This window comes from Polynucleobacter sp. AP-Elch-400A-B2, from assembly GCF_018688355.1.
In the GTDB taxonomy this organism is placed as follows: domain Bacteria; phylum Pseudomonadota; class Gammaproteobacteria; order Burkholderiales; family Burkholderiaceae; genus Polynucleobacter.
In genome coordinates, this window is record NZ_CP061317.1 from 2,053,650 (window position 1) to 2,069,038 (window position 15,389).

Annotated in this window: 15 protein-coding genes; 2 read left to right on the forward strand and 13 right to left on the reverse strand. The window is 41.4% G+C overall.

Annotated features, from left to right (window positions below; translation table 11 throughout):
- Positions 1–259: 259 nt before the first annotated feature.
- The 3 genes from FD977_RS10600 to FD977_RS10610 form a co-directional block, all read right to left on the reverse strand.
- Entirely contained in the window at positions 260–706 is a 447-nt protein-coding gene (locus tag FD977_RS10600) for a GNAT family N-acetyltransferase (protein ID WP_215305569.1), read from the reverse strand.
- A gap of 166 nt (positions 707–872) precedes the next feature.
- Entirely contained in the window at positions 873–1,658 is a 786-nt protein-coding gene (locus FD977_RS10605; RefSeq protein WP_215305570.1) for a hypothetical protein, read from the reverse strand.
- Between the two features lie 285 nt (positions 1,659–1,943).
- The gene (locus FD977_RS10610) at positions 1,944–2,717 is read right to left on the reverse strand and encodes an FTR1 family protein (RefSeq protein ID WP_215305571.1); all 774 of its coding nucleotides are present in this window, start codon (positions 2,715–2,717) and stop codon (positions 1,944–1,946) included.
- A 327-nt stretch (positions 2,718–3,044) separates the two neighbouring features.
- Here FD977_RS10610 and FD977_RS10615 point away from each other — a divergent pair, with 327 nt between their 5' ends.
- Positions 3,045–3,353 (forward strand): high-potential iron-sulfur protein, encoded by a 309-nt coding sequence (locus tag FD977_RS10615; RefSeq protein ID WP_215305572.1) that lies wholly within the window; start codon positions 3,045–3,047, stop codon positions 3,351–3,353.
- A gap of 618 nt (positions 3,354–3,971) precedes the next feature.
- Here FD977_RS10615 and FD977_RS10620 read toward each other — a convergent pair.
- The 4 genes from FD977_RS10620 to FD977_RS10635 form a co-directional block, all read right to left on the reverse strand.
- Positions 3,972–5,873, reverse strand: a complete 1,902-nt coding sequence (locus tag FD977_RS10620; RefSeq protein WP_371743132.1) for a potassium transporter Kup — start codon at positions 5,871–5,873, stop codon at positions 3,972–3,974.
- A 99-nt stretch (positions 5,874–5,972) separates the two neighbouring features.
- Entirely contained in the window at positions 5,973–6,659 is a 687-nt protein-coding gene (locus tag FD977_RS10625; protein ID WP_215305574.1) for a response regulator, read from the reverse strand.
- Complete coding sequence (locus FD977_RS10630) at positions 6,656–8,161, reverse strand: DUF4118 domain-containing protein (protein ID WP_215305575.1); 1,506 nt, start codon at positions 8,159–8,161, stop codon at positions 6,656–6,658. Before FD977_RS10630 ends, FD977_RS10625 begins: the two co-directional genes overlap by 4 nt.
- Before the next feature lie 589 nt (positions 8,162–8,750).
- A complete protein-coding gene (locus tag FD977_RS10635; RefSeq protein WP_215305576.1) occupies positions 8,751–9,104 on the reverse strand; it encodes a helix-turn-helix domain-containing protein in 354 nt (117 codons plus the stop codon).
- Between the two features lie 73 nt (positions 9,105–9,177).
- Here FD977_RS10635 and FD977_RS10640 point away from each other — a divergent pair, with 73 nt between their 5' ends.
- A complete protein-coding gene (locus FD977_RS10640; protein WP_251369493.1) occupies positions 9,178–9,750 on the forward strand; it encodes a hypothetical protein in 573 nt (190 codons plus the stop codon).
- Between the two features lie 204 nt (positions 9,751–9,954).
- Here FD977_RS10640 and FD977_RS10645 read toward each other — a convergent pair whose 3' ends face one another.
- From FD977_RS10645 to FD977_RS10670, 6 genes are all read right to left on the reverse strand, one after another.
- Complete coding sequence (locus FD977_RS10645; protein WP_215305577.1) at positions 9,955–10,341, reverse strand: hypothetical protein; 387 nt, start codon at positions 10,339–10,341, stop codon at positions 9,955–9,957.
- Positions 10,342–10,544: 203 nt separating this feature from the next.
- A complete protein-coding gene (locus FD977_RS10650) occupies positions 10,545–10,787 on the reverse strand; it encodes a hypothetical protein (RefSeq protein ID WP_215305578.1) in 243 nt (80 codons plus the stop codon).
- A gap of 128 nt (positions 10,788–10,915) precedes the next feature.
- On the reverse strand, positions 10,916–11,392 hold the full coding sequence (locus FD977_RS10655) for a TlpA disulfide reductase family protein (protein ID WP_215305579.1): 477 nt from the start codon (positions 11,390–11,392) through the stop codon (positions 10,916–10,918).
- Positions 11,389–12,639: a sialidase family protein gene (locus FD977_RS10660; protein ID WP_215305580.1), complete on the reverse strand. Its 1,251-nt coding sequence runs from the start codon at positions 12,637–12,639 to the stop codon at positions 11,389–11,391. The genes FD977_RS10655 and FD977_RS10660 overlap by 4 nt, the downstream gene beginning before the upstream one ends.
- On the reverse strand, positions 12,639–14,843 hold the full coding sequence (locus tag FD977_RS10665) for a TonB-dependent receptor (RefSeq protein WP_215305581.1): 2,205 nt from the start codon (positions 14,841–14,843) through the stop codon (positions 12,639–12,641). Before FD977_RS10665 ends, FD977_RS10660 begins: the two co-directional genes overlap by 1 nt.
- A gap of 69 nt (positions 14,844–14,912) precedes the next feature.
- The gene (locus tag FD977_RS10670) at positions 14,913–15,284 is read right to left on the reverse strand and encodes a DUF2946 family protein (protein ID WP_215307139.1); all 372 of its coding nucleotides are present in this window, start codon (positions 15,282–15,284) and stop codon (positions 14,913–14,915) included.
- Positions 15,285–15,389: the final 105 nt, after the last annotated feature.

A 15,389-nucleotide genomic window follows, 5' to 3' on the forward strand; every position in this document is an offset into this window, starting at 1 on the left:
TTTTATAAATTAATATCTGTTTTGTCTGGAGACTTGGAATTGGATTCGTCCTTTAAAAGGACATTTGGCTAACCTGATACACCAGTCTAGACTCAGAGTGGCGGCATCCTGATTGACGGATTGAATCTGTGGGCTCTGACTAAACACGCCAGGCGCTAGGTCTAAGCACCATTGAGCACTCGAAATAAAAATAGCCCAACAAGTGGGCTATTGAGATTCTTGGTGGCCCGGGGCGGAATCGAACCAGGGCCTAGGATGTCTAATCCAGCAAAAGCCTATAAGGCATCATCTTGGATTTCACAAAACCCTTCTTTTGATAAAAAGACTGGGCTTTGGTATTTTCAATATCAGTTAATAAGGTAATTCGTTTACAGCCCTCTTTTTTGGCTTCGCCAATCGCATAGTCAACTAATTGAGAACCAATACCTTCACTTCTATATTTAGATAGCACAACCATATCTTCAAGAATGGCGACTTTGGCACCAAGAGCAGTAGATTCAGTAAACAGTAAATTAATCATTCCTAATATTTTTTCATCATCTCTGGCAACCAAAATGATGCCAATCTTTGGGTCAAGAATGATTTTGCTAAGGGCTTTTCTTTGAGCTTCTGAGTTAGGCTCGAACTCTGCCTCTTGATCAAAAAGAGCCTTTAATAGCTCAACGAGTTCGGGAATATCAGAGTGGATAGCCTTGGTTAATTTCATTGGTCAATTTTAATGGGCTTGTGATCCTAGCTAACGGAACCTCATTCGCCAGCCCGAAAAGAAAATGCCCCGCATAAAGCAGGGCATTATTTGAGTTTGGTGGCCCGGGGCGGAATCGAACCATAGGCCGAGGATGGCTAATCCTGCTGGTTAAATGGAGCAATAATTAAGGCAAAGGAATAGATAGAATTGCTTTTAGAGTAGTTTGGTCAGCGCCATGGCTAACGCCCTTACCAACGCCAGCCTGGAAAGCAATTGGTTTACCATCAAAATACATCATGGCATAAACCACATTGTTCATATTCGGATAGACAATCGGCTGATTTACTTGATTCATATTAGTGTAGAGCTCGCTACCCAAGGCCCACTCTGAAGTTACATTACGCGAAACTCTAGTAGCTGTAGCAAATATTGGCCCTTGATGAACCTGAGGCTGAGATAGCGCCTGATCAAAAATTGGGTTAAAGGCTACTAGCCATTCATCAATATGCTTACCAACAATAAACCGCATTTCTCCGTTGTAACGGGATGGCTCATAAGGATAGGGTGTGTTAGCTACCTCAAAATTGACACCTGCAAAAAATGAATCGCCCTTTTCCTCTTGATATGGCAACCATTTAAGTCTTGCTTTTACCCCAGCATAATTAAATGAGTTATTGTTATTAGAGTAGCTCAAATAAAATCCTGCTTCAAGGTCGTGGCCAAGGCCATAGGCCAGCTCAGGAGTCACGCGAGTATTGTTGTTATTCACGACCTCCCCGGGATAATTTTGTTGCTGATTTCCTCTTGGAGTCGTGTTTAGATGTAGCTCAAGACTATATTCGCCCTTAGCATTAATTTCATCATCATAAACTTGAATTTCGTCTTGTAGATAAGCATAAGCAAAGGAAGGAACTGCAAGAGTGAATGCAGATAGCATTCTGAGGGCCATTATGGCGCGGTGAATTTTCATTTTAGGCAATCATAAACAAATACTTTTACTTTTGTATGTCACCTTGCCAACTCAAATGAAAAAACCACTCACCAAGTGGGCTAAATGACCCTACATAGTCGGAGCGAAATCGGACGGAGCCTAAAATGCCCAATCTAATTATTTACTCACGCTTGTTAGCGCTATCTTTAAACGGTCTTCTAGATGTGATCTTGTCTGTCATAGCCACTGGAGCCTTAATCAACATTGAATAAAAAATAAAATATGAATTGCTTTTTTTATTTCTTTAATCTGCCATAAACTAAGTCAAGCTGAAACGCTTCTACTCCCAGAATTCTTAAGCATTTGAACGACAACATACAGCATTGGAATTACCACAATGATGTATGAGATCCAGGTACCAATTTCTCCTTCGGGTCCATATGGTTCAGTCAATAAATGAATTCTTACGTTATCAACTAAAGGCAATACATTCGCCTCAGAAAATTCATGAATTGAATAAACTAACAATTGCACAAAAAATAGCGACATAAAAATGGCACTAGCATTAAAAAATAGGCTTAGATTAATCTGCTTGCCATAACGAACCCAAAGTAGGGATAAGATCGTCGCAGCAACTATTCCAAGCGCACAACCAACAAGCATTGCTTCAGTATTATTTTGTTGAGCTATTGATGCAACCAACGTGGTACTTTCAATACCCTCTCTTGAAATCATTAAAAATATAAACGCAAAAAGACCGACTCTAGAGAGGTTTTCATTTCTATTTGTAATATCACTTAACTGTTGACGAATCATTGCCCCCATCTTTGGGCCCAAACGAATCATCTGAATTGTGCAACTGAGAATTAAGATTGCAGCAAGAAAGGCTAATGCACCTTCCCATAAAGGACTCAAGGCGCCAACATAGGCCAATACAATACCCAACCCAATTGAGAAAAGTAAAGCCGAAGCAATTGCGCCATAGACGGTTGGCAGCAACTGCTCTTGCTTTAACTGCTTAATAAAAGCAATTGCAATTGCGACGATCAAAAAGGATTCAACGCCTTCGCGAAATAGGACCATAAAAAAATCAATCATACGACCACCTTTTTCGTTTACTGAATAAGAACAATTCTCATTTCAATATTCTAATGAGAATTGTTCTTATTTACAATAAAGGGGAATATAAAAAATAAATCCTAAGGATTACAAAGGATTAGAGTGTCCACCTATCGATGTGTCCGCTTTTAATTAGGTGGGTACGATTTGAATCCACATATTCGCATAGATGCATTTACTCCCAGAGTGATCGCAGGAATTACTCAACTTGATACTAAAAACCCCTATCCATGGTAATGTTATTAACTTAAGTCTGCGTTTACAAAAGCATTGAAAGTTTTTTTATTTTTTAACCCTGGAGTCAATATGAAAAATAGTCGTCGCCAATTTATGATTTTGTCAGCTGCTGGTGCTTGTACTCTAGCTCTAAACGGTAGAGTGCAAGCCCAAGCCATGGTTGCTGAAACTGATCCACAAGCCGTCGCTTTAGGTTACAAAGCAAACGCTATGACAGTTGATAAAGCCAAGTTCGCAAAATATGCTGCCCCACAGGCTTGCAGTAATTGCGCCCTATATCAGGGTGCCGCAGGTTCTGCTGCAGGTGGTTGTGCCCTCTTCGCTGGTAAACAAGTTGCAAGCAAGGGCTGGTGTTCTGCCTACGCTAAAAAGGCTTAAGAAACTTGCGCTTACTCGAAGGCTGCTTAGGCAGCCTTTCTTTTTTTAAAAAAATTAAAGACCGCGCTGTGAAAAAGCACAAAAAAGCATTAATAATGGGAGCCTGAGCTTAAAGGACACCCAACCTTATTTCTTAAAAATGTCTCTTATTGGCCGTTAGCAGACACTAGATAGGCATTATTAAAAAGAATTTATTTGTCGTTTTAAACGACATTGACTGACGCAGGGATGTCTACTTGATTCGTCCTTTTAAAGGACGCTTCATGATGGGGATATACAAGACTTATGGCATCTACACCTGCCAAGCCTTAAAAGAAAAACCACCCGAAGGTGGTTTTAGTGTTTCTTGGTGGCCCGGGGCGGAATCGAACCACCGACACAAGGATTTTCAAATATCCTCCGATAGACCGCTTTCGCTTTGATTTCAAGGGCTTGAGTCACCAGTCTCAACTTGTCAAAAAATAGTGCGTCCTTGTGCTGGTCAAATTGGGCAATAAAATCAGAATCTTGCGAGGGGCATTTTTTCTGTGCACACAGATTGTGTTGCCATACCCCTCCAGTCAACCACCATAGTGTCTATGAATGTCGTTTAAAACGACATTCATAGAAGTTGGCATCTTATATCTCTACCTTTGCCCCCAACTCAACAACCCTATTGGTCGGTATTGAAAAGAAGTCTGATGGCTTGGCGGCATTTTGATACATCCATGCAAATAGCCTTTCTCTCCATAACGCCATTCCTGGGATTGCCGAAGGAACTACCGTATCGCGAGCCAAGAAGAAAGAAGTTTCCATGGGCTCACATTTAATATCGTATTGAGTCGCCAGCAACTCCATAATTTGATTAATGTCTGGAGTCTCTTTAAAGCCATACATTGCTCTTACTAGATAAACTCCGCCGCCCATCTCTTTCAAGTTGATGCGATCCTTGTCCTCAACGTAGGGAACATCCCAAATACTCATTTTGAGAAAAATGACTCTCTTATGAAGAACTTGATTGTGCTTAAGGTTGTGAAGCATTGCTACGGGAACATAGTCAACATGAGCTGTTAGAAAGACTGCTGTACCGTTAACTCTAATTGGCTCGCTTACCAATAAAGACTTGATAAATGCTTCAAGTGGAATGCCGCCCTCAATAGCCTTCTGGCGTAACAACATTCTGCCTTTGTACCAAGTTATCAATAAAAGGAAGCATAGTGCCCCAAGCAATAATGGGAACCATCCGCCTTCAGCAATTTTTAAAGCATTAGCCGCAAAGAAGGCAATATCTACCAGAAGAAAGACACCAATCACAGTCGAAACTAAGATTGAATTCCATTTCCACACAGACTTCATTACTACTGCCGCTAATAAAGTAGTAATCACCATAGTGGTTGTTACCGCAATTCCATAGGCGGCCGCTAGATTGCTCGATTGCTTAAAAGCCAACACTACAGCAATGACCAAAGCTAATAACATCCAGTTAATTGTTGGCATATAAATTTGTCCAACTTCTTTGTCTGATGTATAGGCAATTTTCATACGCGGAACAAAGCCCAGCAATATGGCTTGACTGGTCATGGAATACGCGCCAGATATAACTGCTTGCGAAGCAATGACGGTAGCCATTGTTGCGAGGATCACGAGGCCAAGCGTATAGGCCTCAGGAACCATTAAGAAAAATGGATTTGATATTGCCTCTGGATTAGATAAGAGCATGGCTCCTTGTCCAAAATAATTAATGAGCAGGCAAGGCATTGTTAATAAGAACCATGCGTATTGAATCGGTCTAATACCAAAGTGCCCCATATCAGCATAGAGAGCTTCTGCGCCTGTTAATACTAAAAATACTGCCCCTAGAACTATGAATGCTTGTAAAGAATGCTCAAGTAAAAAGTTAATGGCAAATATTGGATTAGCCGCAAGCAAAATATTGGGGTTATCAATAATGTTGTATGCGCCCATTAACCCAAGAACCAAGAACCATGCCACCATGATTGGCCCAAATAAAAAACCAACTAAAGCGGTTCCTTTTTTCTGAATTAAAAATAAAGCGACAAGAATGGTGAGCGTTATAGGAATGACATACTTGGTAAATTGAGGAGAAACAATTTCAAGACCTTCGACTGCTGATAGCACTGAAATTGCGGGTGTAATAACAGCATCTCCATAAAACATACAGGCGCCAAATACTCCTAGCATCATGATCATTAATGCTCTCTTGGAGTTTGCTGGCGCAGTTCTGAGGGCTAATGCCATCAAAGCCAGTATTCCGCCTTCGCCATGATTGTTGGCTCGCATCACAAACAAAACATACTTTAGAGATACGACAATTAAAAAAGCCCAAAAGACCATCGATATCACCCCAAACACCGCATCCGAGGAAAACGGAATGCCATGCTCAGGGCTAAAGCATTCTTTTAGCGCATACAGGGGGCTGGTACCAATATCTCCGAAAACTACCCCAATGGCCGCAAGAGTTAGGGCAGGAACACTCCCTTTGCTGTGGTGGCCACCCTTAATCTCTATTGGGCGAAGAATGTTTGACTGTGAATACTCTGGATTGCTAATAGACATGGGCTGACTCGTTGATTTGAATACCTCATCAGATCATGTGCGATGTATCAATCGCATAAACAACTATGAAATAGCTAAGCGGTAGCCTATACCAAGCTCAGTTAATAGGTATTCAGGCTCAGAAGATACTTTTTCTATCTTGGCTCTTAATCTACCCATATGAATTCTAAGGTAATGGGTGTCATCCACATATTCAGAACCCCAAATTTCTGAAAGCAATTGGCGCTGGGTAAATATTTTTCCCGGCTTTGTAGCCAATAACATTAGTAACTTATGCTCTATAGGACTTAAATGAATTTCATTACCTTTAAGCTTTACAAGTCCAGCAGAGATATCAATGAGCAAATCTTTGTATTGATAGCACTGATCACGCATTGACATCTTTTGAGTGCGTCTTAAGCAAACATTGATTCTTGCTAATAGCTCCTCAACATTAAAAGGCTTGGACAAATAATCGTCTGCGCCTTCATTTAGGGCAAGAATCTTTTCCTGCTCCTCTTGCCTTGCTGAGAGGACAATAATCGGAAAATCATATTGCTTTCTTACTTGCTGAATTAAATCTTTTCCATCACCATCAGGTAAGCCTAAATCCAGGATCATGAGCTTTGGCGTATTTTCAGCCAAACATTTATTTGCCTCTTCTAAAGTTTTGGCTAATTTAGGAAGGTGCTTTGCGGCACTCAAGCTGGCCACTAAGAAATGGGCAATTTGCTCATCATCCTCCACGACCAAGATGTAATCTGAAATCATGCGCTTGCTTTAAAAGGAAAGGCCATACCTACATAAGTTTTCTTATCGTCGCCAAATGGAGACTCGATGATTAACCAGCCTTGGTGCTTATCCATCACTGCCCTAACTATAGACAAACCCAAACCAAACCCTTTTTTATTACGCTGATAAGACTGTTGCTGTCCCGCTAATTCCTTATCAAAATCTTTAGGAAAACCAGCGCCCTCATCAACTACGCCTATTCGGATTTCATCATTTGTTCTATCTACTAATATTTGTATTGGATTGGAGCCTGAGTGAGCATGAGCCGCATTTTCAATTAAATTGGTTAAGGCTAATACGATTAAGGCTTGATCACCATAGATGAGTTCATCTTTTGCCTTCATTACCAATTCCAATGATGGCTTTACTTCTCTATTGTTATATCTTGACATGACTGCCCCAACCATTTCTTCAGGAGACTGCCAATCCATTCTAAGCTGGTTGCCATCAGACATGCCAAGCTTAACTAAAGACAATATGTTTTCAGTTGAGTCATTGAGATATACAGATTCTGAATGAATGAGTTCCAACAGCTTTATTGATTGTGACTCTCCCAATTGCTGGCCTTGTTTCAAAAGCGATGAACTCGCACCAATAATTGTGGTCAATGGAGTTCTCATATCGTGCGAGATAGACGACAGGAAAGCCTTTTGAATTGACTCGCGATGCGCTAACTCGCTGGCATCTTTTGCTTTAATTTCTGCCATTCTTTTTTGATAATGAACAGACAGCTGATCAGCTATCGCCCTTATCAGGCTGACTTCAATATTTTCCTCGTGCGCCCTCTCAATTACCAAGGCAGGAAGCTCATGGCTTTTGTAATATCTTCCAAGAGGAACACACCAATAATCTATTGCCTCTGAGGTTCCCGTATGTGGGCCCAACATAGCTCCGTACTCAATTGCGTGTGAGAGGTACCAAAAGTCGAGCTTTACTTCACCCGGCCTAGAGCTTGCTAATTCAATACTGTCTTTGGTTATTGGATCTAACTTCAAAATCGCAACCTCACATCCCAGCTCTCTTTTAAGCAATAGACAGAATTTCTGTAAAGCAACTATAGAGTCAGTCTCTACTGAGAATATTTCGATAATCGCTCGTAATAGATTGGCTTTAAAGGTTTCTTTTTCGGCAATGTCCTTTTGGCCTCTTAACTGATGTACCAAAGAGGTAATCGCAATAGATACCAATAAAAATCCAAGCAATGCGCTCCAAGACTCAATACTTCCGATAACAAAGGTATATCTCGGCTCTACATAAAAGAAATTAATGAGAAGAAAAGATGCTATTGCTACAAAGATAGAGGTGGCTAATTGGCTCTTGTAGGAAACCCAGATGACCAGAATCAAATAGAGAAATGACACTCCCGCCAAACCAAGATAATCATCAACCACATGGGATAAGGCGGTTATCCCAATCATTCCTAGAAAAATGCTTATTGCCTCAAGTAAGAGTGGGCGTTTCGGAGATTTTCTATTTGTCATACGATCAATATACATTCACTGATATATCAACCGCATATACATTTGTCGTTTTAAACGACATCGACTGACGCAGGGATGAATAATTGATTTGTCCTTTTAAAGGACGGTTCTTGATGGGGATATCCGAGACTAATGGCGTCTAACCCTGCCAACCCATGAAAGAAAATAGCCCAACAAGTGGGCTATTGTGTTTCTTGGTGGCCCGGGGCGGAATCGACCAGGGCTGAGGATGCCTGATCCTATCCTTTCATTAAATGGCCAAATGAAAGTATTCGCTCACTACCTTATTGTCATAAAAACTTCTTTTGGGTGACATATTCAATCATCAGAATAGCGGTGTCGCAAATCATATAACTGGGGAAATGATGAAATCAACATCGAATATTATTAAAGTCTTATTAGAGGTTTACAGCGAGTATCGCAAGACTTATATCTCTAGCAAGTATTCTCGCTTAGAGTCCTATTAAGCCATTCTCAGATTTACGGCGCATCATCCGCCCGATCAAAAGAAAATAGCCCAACAAGTGGGCTATTGAGATTCTTGGTGGCCCGGGGCGGAATCGACCAGGGCAGAGGATGCCCATCCAGGCTAACTATTCTTGAATGCTTTTTCTAAACAAGTAGAGAGCGTATCGTAGTATTTTCTAGCCTTAACAGTTGGCATCACCGCTTTCTTACGAGCGTCATTTTTATCTTCAATCAACTGAACATAGCCCATCGCAACGAGATTCTTTAGGCGACCATGTAATGTAGCTTGAGAGCCAAGATGGTCTAGATGAATTAAATCACCCACCAATAATTCCTCTCCTTGAGCATATCCAAGGCTGACATAGTTCAGAATCTGCTCTTCAGTACTATCTAGCTTCTTACCTGGATTCATCCGATCTAGGCTATCTAAGAACTGTAAAAATCGAATGTAACTGGAAGATTTTATAAGTTTCATAATCATCATAATACCCCCCCCCCGCAGGGTAAACACCAGTATTCTAGGCATTAATAAAATTCATAATCGTTAAATGCTTAGCTATAGGGCTTCTAGCCAATATTTCTTTGAAGTAGCCCTTAGTGCCACCCTGTATCTGGGGCTCTTTTACTTGAATCAATTCATTACCGTGCCACTGGAAGATGCTAAGGGGGTTAATTGGATTTTTCTACCTGCGGGAATTCGCATCTTTCTCACGCTGATATTTGATTACTCAGGGGCTGTAGGTTTAGTCATTGCCTCTTTATTGATTAACTACATTGGGTTTTATGAACTAGATCTCATATCAACACTAGGAATAGCCCTCATCTGTGGGGTGGCCCCACTGCTAGGCAGACATTTTGTAATTCATAACTTAAAGATTCAACCCGACTTAAGCAACATTTCAGTGAAGCATCTATTAATGATCATCATTGCTTATTCATTGCTAAGTTCAGGCCTTCATCAAATTTGGTTTGTAAGTAGGGGCTTAGATTCTGGGAGTTGGAATCATTTCATAGCGATGTTCTGTGGGGATGTAGCAGGATCAATCCTATTTGTAGCAGTCATCAAATATGGGATTGATTTGGTTAAAGGAAGATTGGGCAGAAATAACTTGATTGAGTAATGTCGTTTAAAACGACATTGACTGACACAGGGATGAATAATTGACGCGTCCTTTTAAAAGACGGTTCTTGATGAGGAGGCCCGAGACTTATGGTGGCTAATCCAGCCCGCCCAAAAGAAAATGCCCCGCACGAAGCAGGGCATTATTTGAGTTTGGTGGCCCGGGGCGGAATCGACCAGGGTCTAGGATGCTTCATCCTAAATCTTACTTGGATGGCCTAATCGTCATAGGGCAGTTAGATTGATAAATTTCAGTTTTAACAAAGCGCACCCTGTTAGATTTATTGGCTTCAATAGTAGTTTTAATGTCCGTCAGAGTGTAATTATTTCTATCAAAGATCAATTGCTCTTTACTCGTAGAATCGGATCCAGCAACCTCGCTATAGCAAAAGATGATGCCCTTATTCAAACTACATTCTTTGCCAATGAGTTTGTTATCGGCGAACTCATATCTACGAGTCTCTTTTTCAACGGTTTGAACACCCTGAGAATAAGTAATGATCTTGCCGCTACAGTCAGCATGAAAGTTTGAGTTATCTGTGCCACAAGAAACTAAAAGCATTAAGGCTGGTATTAGAAAATAAAACCGCATAAAACCCCCATAAATTTCTATTTCTTATAACTATAAATGTTTTCCCTCTCCCCGCTAATTTTTGCTATTTGTTAGGCAAATGTCGTCGTAGGGCCATCTAATTAAGCGTCCTTTTAAAGGACAGTTCATGAACCTGATATCCCAGTCTAGAACCAGAGTGGCGGCATCCTGATTGACGGATTGACTCTATGGAAAGTGACCGACTACGCTAAGATCAAGGTAGAGACGCCATCAACAGCTTCTAATAAAAATAGCCCAACAAGTGGGCTATTGTGATTCTTGGTGGCCCGGGGCGGAATCGAACCACCGACACAAGGATTTTCAAATATCCTCCGATAGACCGCTTTCGCTTTGATTTCAAGGGCTTGAGTCACCAGGTTTAACTTATCTAAAAATTGTGTGTCCTTGTGCCGGTCAAATTTGGCAATGAAATCAGAATCTTGCAAAGGGCAATTTTTCAGTGCGCAGAACTTGTGAATCCATACCCTGCCAGTCAACCACCATAGTGTCTTGTAATGTCGTTTAAAACGACACTTTGATCAGTGCCGCTTAATTTTGTAACTCTTTACTTGGCTTAACTGTTTTTCTTAAACCACGCTTTTACGGACTGAAAATTTACAGATCCAACCGTAGTTTCTTTCTTGCCAACTTTATCTATAAAAATAGTAATTGGCGTCTCCCCCCTCCATTTAGGGTCGATCTCATAGCGCAAACGCTCATCAAGGCTACTGGTTATGTAGTAATTATTTGCATTGCCTAAATTAGCCTGCCTCAACATCTTGCGAATCATCTCAGGCGAAACATCATCTACCTGAATAAAAACAACCTTAGCATCTTTATCAGACAACAAAAATTTACTCCATTGCGGCATCTCTTTGACACAAGGGGCACAAGTAACGCCCCAGAAATGAACAGCCATTGGTTTACCATTAGCCAAATTCAATATAGCACTCCAGTCACCTTTTTGATAAGGCTTGAGCGAAATCTCATCTGCATTCACAAAAGTGGATATGAATAAAAAAGTAGCAAATACAGTCAGAATCTTTTTCACTCAATCTGTCCAATCTTAGTTAGCTGATAACCGTCAGCCCTAGTAAGCCAAGATAAAAATACTTGGTTACCTTGGGAAATCAAAAGGGGATGATCAGAATAATCAGCAGTTTTAGAAAGCATCGTTTCTTTTGACCAAGTTTTTCCATCATCACCTGATTGCTTCATCACCACTACTGTATCGTGACCATCAAACTCTTTCCACACAAGCCATACATTCTTTCCCAATGCCAGAAGATATGGTCTGGAGGTGCTTGCGTCTGCCTTTCCCAAGCGCATAGGCTCAGAATAGGATGCGCCTTCATTATGGGAGTTTGCATAAAACACTCCGGCTCTATTAGCACCCTGTGTAAACCATGCCGTGTGAATAGTTCCTTGGCTGGAAACCCCTATGGCAGGGCCATGATGTGGGCAAGCATCTGTTTTCCATCCATCATTAGCAATACGCCTAATCTTGTCAGGACCATTGCTTGAAATAATTTGGGAAGCATGGTCTCGAACGCCGCCTGGAAATATCGCCCTATAGATGATGACTGGTTGATTCTTTTGATTCAAACTAACCCCAATTCGACAGCACTCGCAACTATCTTCATTAGCAATGCGCTCAGTTTGAAAAGTTCTGCCACTATCAAGAGAGTTTGAATAAGAAATTGAACCCCCTAGTTTCTTTTGCCCACCCTTGTTTGAGGCAGCTACCAGGCGTTTATCAATCCATGTAATAAAAATGTTCCCGTCTGGACGCATTAAGACCGAAGGAAATCTCTCGCTGGAGCCATTCACAACCAGTGATTCAGGAGCAGAAAAAGTGGTGCCGCTATCGGTAGATCGAGCCGTATTAATTTGTGCGTTCCACTTAGAGTCTTTGAAAAAAGCATATGCGAGAAATATATTTCCTTTAGCATCAGAAACGATTTGTGGGCGAGCGTCTCCACCAGCATCTAAAGACTTGCCGTGCTCAGCCACAACTGTTGGCAAAGAAAATGTTTTGCCCATATCCACTGATTGAGCAACGGATACTTTTCCACCTGAAGTCCAAGCCAACAATAGCTTGCCATCAGCCTTTAGAAATGGGGTTGCAGCATTTGCACAATCCAAGCCACTTCCCTCGCAAGCAGGGGGTTTACCCATACTCATCTTTGACATATGGGCAGAGTGATCCATTTGAGCAAATGCAGAATTAAGCGCGAGCAATCCCAAAGCACCCAACAAGAGCGCCTTGAGATTGAGGCGATGATATTTATTCAGCATTAGAAGATGATACGCGCACCAATAGTAATAGCTTGCGGCATACCAGCCTGATAACTTGTAGATTGTGTAGCCGAATTGAAAGTAATGTAATTACGATTAAATAAGTTAACAACTGATGCAAAAATAGAAGCTTGTTGAGTTAACTCATAATTTGCCCTCATGCCAACCACGGCATAAGCAGGCACTGGCAAGCTATGGCTCGTATTCATCCAGGAATTTCCAACATAGCGAACATTAGCCGTAAGACTTACTTTTGGTATGGGATAGTATGTTATTCCGGCATTACCAATATTTGCTGGTACCCCGCCCACTTGATTTCCAACATAAGGGGCATCACTCGTAGTCGTATAGGTTAACCAAGTTCTTGTGTACGCATAACCTGCGTCAAACGCCCACTTCGAATTTAAATCATGATGAAACTGTAATTCCACACCTTGGCTCTGTAAATTCTGGTTATTTGTGTAATAACTAATAGACTTTGACACGCAGTTGCCCGCAGCAGCAGAAAGAGGATTTGCGCCATTAGTAACGCCGCAGAGACTTTGTGCCAAAGCTACATCTGATGCGCTTGTAGAGCTAAGACTATATGTTGCAACAGCATTTCTCACAAAATTATTAAATGCAGTAACCTGAAAAAAACCTTGTTTCCAGCGATAGTCGGAACCAAATTCATAGCCAGTCATTGTCTCTGGCGTTAAGTAGGGATTTGCAAAGTAGTTTCCTCCGCTCGATGAGGCATACGATCTAAGCGTATTGTTCATTCCTGGCGCATGGAAAGCTTGATATGCAGCAGACCTCAAGTCCCAGTCCTTAGAAAGCTTATAGAGAAGTCCTAAGGTTGGGCTTAATTGAGTCTTACTTTGATTTGGAATATTTTGGTAAGACGGATTTGAACCATTTGCACCGGTGTTGTAGTAACTAGGGGTTTGACTGGTCCAATAATCCACGCGAGCAGCAAGAGTGGTTTCCAGCGGAATTGCTTCACTTTTTGATTTAACCTGCCCCATTAAGCCGCTAAAGTTTTGTTGTCCTTTTGCATAATTAGTGGTGCTCAAACCGCCAGTGGTGGTCAAATTGTTTCCCATGTTAGAACCAGAAACATTTCTAACATCAACTGCCGCCACATACTGATCAATCAGGCCTATTGCTTCTTTGGTGTATTGCACTGATCCACCTAAGGTCGAATACGGATTTTGATAATTAGCACTAATGTATCCAGTTCCCGTAGCAATCCGTGCAGGATTAAGCGAAGTGCTAACTGCGGCTGCCGAGCCATTTTGTTTATTAAAAATAGTGTTTTCGTAAAAAATGTTAGCTTGAACTTTTGAGCTGTCATCCAAACGAGTAGTAGTTCCGCCTGCAAAATCGGTTTCCTGCATCAGGTTGGTAGCGAATCCATAGTTACTGGAGATATCTTGCATTGTGTGATATCCCATTCTAAAAAAACCATCGGTGCTCTGAGAAGCCTTAAAGTTTCCTTGTAATCTCATATTGGAATTTTTAGACCAAGATGAATTTTGTCCAGAACTAATATTGGCAGGAGAGGCGGGATAAATTGTGGCTATATTTTGATAGCCCTCAGTCCCAAAATAATCAGCTGAAAATCGTAACTGAAGCGAGTCTGATGCGATGATGTCTTTTGAGGCCGAAATATTGCCGGTGCCAAATGCACCATAGCTGGCAGATATGTCCTGCTGACTATTCTTAGGATTTTTTGTGTTGACGTTAATGACACCACCCATTCCATAGTTTCCCCACAAACTAGAAACGCCTCCTCGTATAAATTCCACGGTATCAATTGAGGATAGTGGCACAAGATTCCACTGTATCGTTCCATAGAAAGCATCATTTAATGGAACGCCATCTACCATTACTAAAGTTCTTGAATTACCCAGACCGCGAACGTTAATACTTTGTCCTGTTGGATCCTTCTGGTAATAAGGAACATCATTTAGCAAAACACCAGGAGTATTTTTTAACACCTGATCAATGGTCTGATCTGGTGATGACTCTATGACCTCTTTAGTTAAGACGGTAGTATTTAATGGAATCTCATCTAGAGGCGTTCCAGAACGAGTCGCATTCACAATTACGTTAGCTAACCGCTGATCGTAGTCTGGCGGAGGTGCTATCTGAGCATAGGCTTGAGATACCATTAGAGATGCACTTAAAGCTATCGGCGATATTTTTTCTATTAAAGACATTTACTTCTCCAAACAACAATGCAGCAACGTAGTTGCCAATTACATAGCTAGGCTATGTCCTAAGAATTTTTAGGCTTGTGCTGGAGGTGCCGCTGAGGGCGGAGTTACCCAAACGGTACGGGGTTTGGGTGATTCATAGAAAAGTCTTGGGAGCATCGCAAAGGTTTGCGGTGCTTTGAAAGTAAGATTAGTGTTGAATACTGGGGTAATGCTGCTATGTGCTAAGCAATATGGGCAAGGTTGAGTAGTATCAACTTGATGGGTCTGATCATTAGCCTGAACAGTAACCTGCATTTTGCTTCCATCAACGGAACAAATTTCCATCGAGAAACCATGACCGCCTTTTGCAAGTGATGCGGCCTGAGAAAGTGCTGGCGCAAGCGCACTCATCGCGATAGCTGCGGCAGCAATCCAATGAACAAGTTTGCGGTTAAATTTCATCACAAAAGAATTTTAAGTCATAACTCAAATACCCATGACAACAACCGTCCTTTAAAAGGACGATTTGATAAGCGTCGCTTAAATCGACGCTTAACCACCACAAGG

Bases quoted from the DNA above. Each gene is read 5' to 3' on its own strand.
- FD977_RS10600 (WP_215305569.1), bottom strand. From the start codon at position 706: ATGAAATTAACCAAGGCTATCCACTCTGATATTCCCGAACTCGTTGAG.
- FD977_RS10605 (WP_215305570.1), bottom strand. From the start codon at position 1,658: ATGAAAATTCACCGCGCCATAATGGCCCTCAGAATGCTATCTGCATTC.
- FD977_RS10610 (WP_215305571.1), bottom strand. From the start codon at position 2,717: ATGATTGATTTTTTTATGGTCCTATTTCGCGAAGGCGTTGAATCCTTT.
- FD977_RS10615 (WP_215305572.1), top strand. From the start codon at position 3,045: ATGAAAAATAGTCGTCGCCAATTTATGATTTTGTCAGCTGCTGGTGCT.
- FD977_RS10625 (WP_215305574.1), bottom strand. From the start codon at position 6,659: ATGATTTCAGATTACATCTTGGTCGTGGAGGATGATGAGCAAATTGCC.
- FD977_RS10630 (WP_215305575.1), bottom strand. From the start codon at position 8,161: ATGACAAATAGAAAATCTCCGAAACGCCCACTCTTACTTGAGGCAATA.
- FD977_RS10635 (WP_215305576.1), bottom strand. From the start codon at position 9,104: ATGAAACTTATAAAATCTTCCAGTTACATTCGATTTTTACAGTTCTTA.
- FD977_RS10640 (WP_251369493.1), top strand. From the start codon at position 9,178: ATGCTTAGCTATAGGGCTTCTAGCCAATATTTCTTTGAAGTAGCCCTT.
- FD977_RS10645 (WP_215305577.1), bottom strand. From the start codon at position 10,341: ATGCGGTTTTATTTTCTAATACCAGCCTTAATGCTTTTAGTTTCTTGT.
- FD977_RS10660 (WP_215305580.1), bottom strand. From the start codon at position 12,639: ATGCTGAATAAATATCATCGCCTCAATCTCAAGGCGCTCTTGTTGGGT.
- FD977_RS10665 (WP_215305581.1), bottom strand. From the start codon at position 14,843: ATGTCTTTAATAGAAAAAATATCGCCGATAGCTTTAAGTGCATCTCTA.
- FD977_RS10670 (WP_215307139.1), bottom strand. From the start codon at position 15,284: ATGAAATTTAACCGCAAACTTGTTCATTGGATTGCTGCCGCAGCTATC.